General features: G+C 34.7%; 7 protein-coding genes. 5 read left to right on the forward strand and 2 right to left on the reverse strand.

Features of this window, described 5'->3' with window-relative positions:
• Positions 1–102: 102 nt before the first annotated feature.
• Both ACJMMI_RS07995 and ACJMMI_RS08000 read right to left on the reverse strand, forming a co-directional pair.
• On the reverse strand, positions 103–819 hold the full coding sequence (locus ACJMMI_RS07995; RefSeq protein ID WP_405354804.1) for a queuosine precursor transporter: 717 nt from the start codon (positions 817–819) through the stop codon (positions 103–105).
• A 1-nt stretch (position 820) separates the two neighbouring features.
• The gene (locus tag ACJMMI_RS08000; RefSeq protein WP_405354809.1) at positions 821–1,516 is read right to left on the reverse strand and encodes a radical SAM protein; all 696 of its coding nucleotides are present in this window, start codon (positions 1,514–1,516) and stop codon (positions 821–823) included.
• A gap of 302 nt (positions 1,517–1,818) precedes the next feature.
• Between ACJMMI_RS08000 and ACJMMI_RS08005 the strand changes: the two genes are divergently transcribed.
• The 5 genes from ACJMMI_RS08005 to ACJMMI_RS08025 form a co-directional block, all read left to right on the forward strand.
• The gene (locus ACJMMI_RS08005; protein ID WP_405354805.1) at positions 1,819–2,841 is read left to right on the forward strand and encodes a hypothetical protein; all 1,023 of its coding nucleotides are present in this window, start codon (positions 1,819–1,821) and stop codon (positions 2,839–2,841) included.
• A 78-nt stretch (positions 2,842–2,919) separates the two neighbouring features.
• On the forward strand, positions 2,920–3,843 hold the full coding sequence (locus ACJMMI_RS08010) for a YihY/virulence factor BrkB family protein (protein WP_405354806.1): 924 nt from the start codon (positions 2,920–2,922) through the stop codon (positions 3,841–3,843).
• 51 nt (positions 3,844–3,894) lie between these two features.
• On the forward strand, positions 3,895–4,608 hold the full coding sequence (locus ACJMMI_RS08015) for a dockerin type I repeat-containing protein (RefSeq protein WP_405354807.1): 714 nt from the start codon (positions 3,895–3,897) through the stop codon (positions 4,606–4,608).
• A gap of 155 nt (positions 4,609–4,763) precedes the next feature.
• On the forward strand, positions 4,764–5,261 hold the full coding sequence (locus ACJMMI_RS08020; protein ID WP_405354810.1) for a MarR family winged helix-turn-helix transcriptional regulator: 498 nt from the start codon (positions 4,764–4,766) through the stop codon (positions 5,259–5,261).
• A 20-nt stretch (positions 5,262–5,281) separates the two neighbouring features.
• Positions 5,282–5,749 (forward strand): ABC transporter transmembrane domain-containing protein (locus tag ACJMMI_RS08025; protein ID WP_405354808.1); only part of this gene is annotated, 468 nt, incomplete at its 3' end.

The raw sequence follows: 5,749 nt of genomic DNA on the forward strand, positions 1-5,749 counted from the left end.
TTATTTCCGAGTATAAAGTCTGTGCTAATTCAAACAAAGTATCCCGACCATTGCTAAACCATAATTTGTCAATATTCCCCCAATATTTAAAACAGAGCCAACTTATGCTTTTGCTGTTTCCGCTTCAAGCTTTTTATCATGAATTTTTCTTGCAAGATAAACAAACGGAGTATCGAGCAAGCTTGTGAAAACATAGATAACATAGCTTGAAATAAAGATTGAAATAAGTGTTGGAATATCGTAAGTACCCCAAAATGCAAATGCTGTGAAGAGTGCGGTATTCAGGATTTGGCTGATAAGAGTTGAGCCGTTGTTTCTGAGCCACAAAAATCTGCGTTTGTTGCCAAACTTCTTTTCTGTAAATTTCCACCACTTGTGGTAAAGCCATACATCAAACATCTGGCTTGCTGCATAAACAACTAAAGATGCAAGAATCATTCGTGGCGTATTTGAAAATACTGCCTTGATTGACGGCATAATTGTGTCTGCTGTGCTTGGTGTGTAAATAAGCCAACTCTGAGAAAGCACAAGGAAAAAGATTGACGAGAAAATTCCTGCATAAACGGCGGTTTGTGCGGCTTTTTTGCCCTCACATTCCGAGAGAATATCGGTTATCAGAAAAGTTACCGCAAAAAGAACATTACCGAGAGTCTGTTCCATTCCAAATGCGTTTATCATAATTGTAACTTCAATATTTGCAAGAATTGTTGCGATTACAGAAATACAGTAAAGACCTGTTTTTCCAAATAATTTGTATCCTAAAAGTGCTGCACCGTAAATGAAAATTACGGAACAAATAAGTATAAGTTCGTTTGGCATATCAGTCACCCACTCCAAAATCAGTATTGTTAATTAAAATGTCCGCTCTTTCGTTATCTTTGTAAATCGGGTAAATTTCACTTACAAAAGCCTTGATAAGCTTATTATCCGGTTTTACATCAGTAGAATTTTCGCACATTATATTAATGCAGATTCGCTCAAAATATTTAAGTCCAAGCTCAATGTCGTTTTTAATGGAATCTATAGTCTGACCTTTAATTCCAAAAAGGAAATTAGCCTCATCAAAGTTAGCAGATATTTTTTGAGGATCTTTTTCCTTAATGCCTTTTTTAAGCACATTTTCTCTGAAATCATAATCAAAGGTTTCAAGACCAAGCTTCATTTTAAGCGTAAAGTCGGAAAATTCTTTTCGTAAATCAGCAATCCTGTTGTTGTAAAGATAATGTGACTCAAAATGAATGGTGTGGATATTCTTTTGTTTGCAAACCTCTTTTATAAGCTCAATGGTATTTTTGTCAAGCTCAAATACCGAACCTGAGTTTATAGCCTCAAGGTTTTGAAAGGTGCCTGTAACCTTTTCAAGCACCGTTTTGTTCAGCTTGAAATTTTCTTCTTCATTTTTACAGCTGTCGCTGTAGTAGTCGCAGAAGGTGCATTTTGTATATACACAACCACTGCCACGCAGAAGAACAATTTCACGACTGTTTTTTTCGTGAATTATGCTGTACCTTTCCATAAATTTTGGCATAAAAAAACACCCGCAGGGGTGTATGGACATAGTTTGCCCTATGCCTTTCCTCCTTAGTTTTGATTGAGCAAGCCCCTTTTGGTTAATTGCTCGAGCAGGATGGTTACGAACTGCTCGGCTAATATGTTAGCACAAACAAAGTAATTTGTCAAATTATAGAGGAAAATATATTTAATAGCAATTTCACTTGAATTTATAAGCAAAATTGTATATAATTTAAAATGGCAAATGGCGACAACAGATTGTCATTTCTTTATTAAATTATTTTTAGAAGTTTTGAAGGGTGTAAAATGAGAGGATTTAGTTTTTATGGGGATACTATTGACAAGTTCCCGTTTACAGGCGAAGAAATGGAGCAGTACAAGCAGCAGGTAAAGCGTATTCGCAGTAATCACAGGCTTACAATAGTTACCTTTGTGCTTTTTGTTTTGGCAATTATTGAAACAATGTTTTTTATTGCGGTGCAGCTTACGCTGAAAAGCTCAGAATATGCCGGATTGCTTGGTGTTGTGCTTGAGATACTTACTTTGCTTGTAATTGCAGGTGCTATACACGCCTACAGAAAAATGTCGGTTGATTTAAGGGCAATAGACCTTTGTGTTATGATAATAGCGGAGCTGCTGTTTGGCTTTTCTGAATATATGGTGTATTTGTATAAACAACCGTTTTATTTGTATGTGATTGCGGGAATAAGCTTTGTAATGATTTTATATATTTTGCTTTTTATAAAGGCGGATATAAAGCAAAGAGCTACGCTCTCGGTAATACCGATTGTTTTGTTCCTTGCGGCCGGATTTTTAAGTATCAATGCTTCAATTTTTACAGTAAGATATGTTTATATTTCAACATCCGGCTATTATAATGATGTAAGCAACAATGATATTACTCATTATTATTACACTAATCCTGTAAATTCCAAGGGACTTTCAACAGAAATCACAAGCTATGTTAAAAACTATTCAAGTGGCATTTACAGTATGGATGAGCTTAACTCATTTTGTAAGTCATATAGCGGTTCAATTAATATGAGTGAAATTATTAATTTCAGCCGTACATATAATGATAACTTTTTTAATAACAACTGCCTGTATATTGCACCGGTAAAGCTTGAATCACCAAGTGACCGAGTAAATTTTAACGGTTTAAGCTATGCTTTAAGCTCGCAAAAGCCTTGTGTTCAGTATTTTAAAGATAAAAATGCAAATCAGTCGGACAGTGTTTGCATTATGCTTATTGAAGTTCCGCTCAAGGATGATGCAAAGATTAACAGCGTTGTAAAAGTTAAAACTGACGATATTATTATGGCTAAATAATTAAAAATAAATGCTTAAATCTACTTGTAATGTCATATAAATATTTTATAATCTACTCATAAAACAGGAGATTTATTTATGAAAGCAGTTAAAAAGGCTTTTGCTCTTTATGACAAAATAATGAAAAGATATGACCCGATAATCAGCAAGTGTGTTCACGACAATATTTTTGCTATTGCCGGTCAGTCTGCATTTTTTATAGTGCTTTCATCTGTTCCGCTTATAGCTTTTGGCTTGTCGATTTTGCAGGGCTTGCATATATCAACAGATTTTATTGAACAGGCTTTGCAAAGTGTATTTACAGATGAATTTCTTATACAGATAAAATATTTTTTAACAGAAACCTACCAGAATACAATAGGAATTTCCTTTATTTCAATTATTGTTACTTTGTGGTCGGCATCACAGGGAATACACGCCCTTACAAATGGACTTAATCGTGTGTATGATGCCTATGAAAATCGTATGTGGATAGTCCTTAGATTTCGTGCTATGTTATATACGGTGATTTTCTTTGTGCTTATGACGGCCTCTTTGGCGGTTGTGGCACTCGGTTCTTTTCTTGATGACTGGATTCAGCCGTATATAAGCAGACTGCCAAATATTATTACCACAATTTTCAGATTGAGATACCTACTTGTTTTCTTGATTTTGACAATTACCTTTGCGTCTATTTACAGAAATTTCCCTTGTATTTCAAAAAGCGAAAAAAAGGAATATGGCTTTAAATATCAGCTTCCCGGTGCAATCCTTTGCACTATATCGTGGTTTGTTCTTGCTTTTGGTATTTCAATTTATGTAAAAAGCTTCAACGGTTTTTCTGTTTACGGTGTAATTACCGGTCTTGCAATCGTAATGGTTTTACTGTATTTTTTGATGCTTTTGCTTATGATTTGTGCCGAAATCAATTATGTTTACCATGAGAATATCAAAAGATTTTCAGTTAAAAAATTTGTTTCAATGATTAAGAGAAAGCTTAAGCCTAAAAGTAGAAAACAATAATTTGTGTTTAAAGCACCTTTTCAGAGTTATACTAACTTTGGGGGTGCTTTTATGTTGAAAAAATTAACTTGTATAATTATCTCGGCTGTGGTTTTGATTATGAGTACAGTTTGTGCATTTGCAAAATCATATGACAAACCGTCACTTGAAAATGCCGAAGAATATTTTGCATTAATAAACGGCTGTTCAAGTGTAGCACTAAAAAATTATGACAATGATGATGTGGTTGACGCAATAATATATTGCGGGCTTGATTTGAGTAATCCAAAAATAATGTTTTATTTATCAATGTTCTATATAGCAAATAATATTGATATGGAAAAACTCACATCAGACCCAACATATTCAACACAAATTGTTAAAAACTTAAACGATTACCTTGCAAATAAAGGTGTGGAAAACAGTAAATCGGACGATTTTGTGAAGAAATATAATAGTGAAATTCTGGAAAACAAGCTCAATTTTCCTGTGATTGGTGCATACACTTTAAAGGCGAAAAAAACGATTGTGCAAAAAATGCTTGATGACAGCAACACAGACTTTGTGATAGTCGGCACAGTTTTTATGCTTAGTCAGGGTGATGTGAATGCTGACGGCAAAATTAATAGCAACGATGTGAAAAGTCTGCAATGCCTTACGGCGGAACTTATAAAAAGCGGCAGTTCTCTTGAGGAACAATTCTATTTATATTCTGCTGATTTAAACGGTGACGGCAAAATAAATATTAACGATGCCACAGCCTTACAACAAAAATTGACAGCATAACGCTGTCATACATAATTTTTAAAAATACTTCTTGACAAATAAAAACAATGAGCATATAATAATATAAAAGTTCGGTATCAAACAATTCAGTATATAACAGTTTGATACTAAACTTATATTCTATTGCTATATCGGAGGTGTTTTGAGTGTGTGATATGTTTGGGGAGGACGAAAAAGTTAATGCGGATACAGAAAAAAACTTTGAACATGACTGCCACATCGGTGATGCAATAGGTCACGAAATAAAGGCAGTAAACCACCTTATGCACAGAAAAATGCTTGAAAGTGCGGCGAAAAACGGTGTGGATAAGGTAACAATTATGCACGGCTGGATTATAGCGTATCTTTATAATAATCAGGACAGTGATATTTTCCAGAAAAATCTTGAAAGTGAATTTTCAATCTCTCGTTCGTCTGTAACTAATATTTTACAGCTTATGGAAAAAAAGGGGTACATAAAGCGAGTATCGGTTGAAAATGACGCAAGACTTAAAAAAATTGTGCTTACCGAAAAGGGTATAAGCATAAAAAGCTCAATAGATAAGGCTATTGTTTCTAATGAGCAAGAATTTGACAGCGTATTTACTCCTGAAGAAAAGCAGACCTTTTTGTATTTAATCAGAAAGCTCAAAGCAGGCATTTCAGGAAAATAATATGGTAAAGGAGAAAAAGTATGATAAAAACCTTAGCTAAGCAGGTTAAGGGATTTGTAAAAGAATCTGTACTTACACCTGTCTTTATGATACTTGAGGTCGTTTTTGAAACGCTTATTCCGCTTCTTATGGCTTCAATTATTGATGACGGTATCAACAAGGGCGATATGAACCATATTCTCTTTGTCGGAGGAGGAATGGTACTTTGTGCTATCGGCGGACTTGTTTGCGGTATTCTTGGCGGCAGCTTCGGTGCAAAGGCTTCTGCCGGATTTGCAAGAAATCTTCGCCGTTCAATGTTTGCGAATATTCAAACATTCTCTTTCTCAAACATTGATAAATACTCAACAGCAGGCCTTGTAACAAGACTTACAACCGATGTTACAAACCTGCAGAACGCATATCAAATGATACTCAGAATGTGTATGCGTGCACCTACAAGCCTTATTTGTGCAATGGTTATGGCGTTTATAATCAACGCAAAGCTT

The sequence above is a fragment of the Ruminococcus sp. genome, from assembly GCF_045129435.1.
Taxonomy (GTDB): Bacteria; Bacillota; Clostridia; order Oscillospirales; family Acutalibacteraceae; genus Ruminococcoides.